The organism is Bacillus sp. JJ722 (genome assembly GCF_036963345.1).
In the GTDB taxonomy this organism is placed as follows: Bacteria; Bacillota; Bacilli; order Bacillales; family DSM-1321; genus Bacillus_AD.
Genome location: NZ_JBALMO010000376.1, coordinates 1 through 1,804 on the forward strand (window position 1 = coordinate 1; position 1,804 = coordinate 1,804).

Here is a 1,804-nt window from a genome sequence, read left to right on the forward strand (position 1 = left end):
CAATTTACCAAACACTATTTTTTGTTATAATTAGGGAACATTAGAAGCGAGGTATTGTTATGATTGAGATTTCTAAACTTATACATAAAGGCATATCGCAAGAAGAATCATTTGAGAAAGTTCAATCCTATCTATCCCATGGTAGTGGAGGGTGTTTTCTCTTAACTGAAAAACTCTACAAAGAATTCTATGACAATAAAACTCCTAAAGAAGTATTAGTTTATATTAAAAAAAATAAATTCTATCGAAGAAAAAAACAATGGGCAAATAAAGCGATAGATGGATTGAAAAGTTATAAGGACAACAACGCCTTGAATGAAAAAGGACTTTCCCGTCATTTAGTTGAAAAATATATAATGATGAAGGACTATGAGAACCAAAAAGGTCAAATGGCTTTCGAAAAAATGTTTAAAGAAAAAGACTGTGAGAAGGCTATAGATTCCTATTTAAAGGAACTAATCAATTGGAGGGACCATAGAACATCATTAATTTGTGACTACCCCTTTTTTACGGAATTAACAAATAATCAACAAAACTCTGCACTTGAAGTCGACTTGTTAGTCATTATAGGAGAATGGCTAGTTACTAATCTCGAACATTTAGAAATAAAGGGACTACAAGATGGAAAGATAATGGTAGATACAAGCAGTTTAAATGATGAGCCAGATGATTTTGTAGAACGTGCTCCATCTACCTCATTAAATCAACCATATTGGGGTGTATCTAAGAAAGAAATGGCTGCACTTGGTAATGAACATTCTATAGGTACTGAATCTTTAATCACAGTAAAACGAAAAAAATCTTTTGAAATGTCAAATGAATTCGATTTGTTTCTTGATAGTAACATCTTACAGTCATATGAATCCATTAATGAAATTAAAAACGTGGATACACTCGAAATAGTAGATAAGTCAGCTAATGATGAACTGATTAAATCTTATACAAAAAAAATTCGTACTCCCGATATGGCTGATTGGAGATTATTCGTTTATTTAATTAATCGTAGACATAAGAATTTCCAACAGAATCGACGTATTCAAGTGTACTTTTCAGATATAATTGCTGAAAATGAAAAGACGGATGGACGTAATACTTATCAAATGATAACAGATAGATTATTAAGATTAGGATTTTATCGTATGGCTAAAAATGTAGATGGGAAAATTCATATATCCTCTCTATTTTCTGATATGATCATTGATAAGGATGAAAAAAATAAATGGTTTGTAACTGCTGTTGTAAGTGATAGTGTATATGATGATGTAATTAAACAGCAAACAATCAACATTTATAATAAGAAAGTACAAGAACTCAAAAATGATTTTGCATACCATTTGGTATTCGTACTTCAAAAAGCTCGTATAACTAGTTATAAAAAAGAATCAGAAGATATAACGATTACAATGGAATGGGAAGATTTCTCTTCAATTCGATTTAATAAGCGAACAAAGAAAGAGAATTTTGACGAAATTGAATTAGCACTGAAAGAAATAAAAGAAATGGGCTTTCTAGTAAAAGATTATAAGCGAATTGCTAATAGCGCATTTATTATTTCTACTTATCCATTAAACCATTATGAACTAGAAGATATGAATAGTATGAAATTAACTTATCCCGTTCCGGAGGATACAATTAGGATTGAACATGAAAATCAATAAGGACGTAGTTGAACGTCCTTATTGATTTTTTTATACACTTTATATCATTTGCTTCTATCATTTATATGTTCTAAAAAAAGTCTCTTGTTTCCCGTACTTATCTGCACTTATTAGCAAAAATATCTCTTATCTTCCGTACTTATCTG

At 30.2% G+C, this 1,804-nt stretch carries 1 protein-coding gene; it reads left to right on the plus strand.

The annotated features are described in order from the left end of the window. Nucleotides 1–59: 59 nt before the first annotated feature. Entirely contained in the window at nt 60–1,658 is a 1,599-nt protein-coding gene (locus tag V7014_RS26400; RefSeq protein WP_335511980.1) for a hypothetical protein, read from the plus strand. Nucleotides 1,659–1,804: the final 146 nt, after the last annotated feature.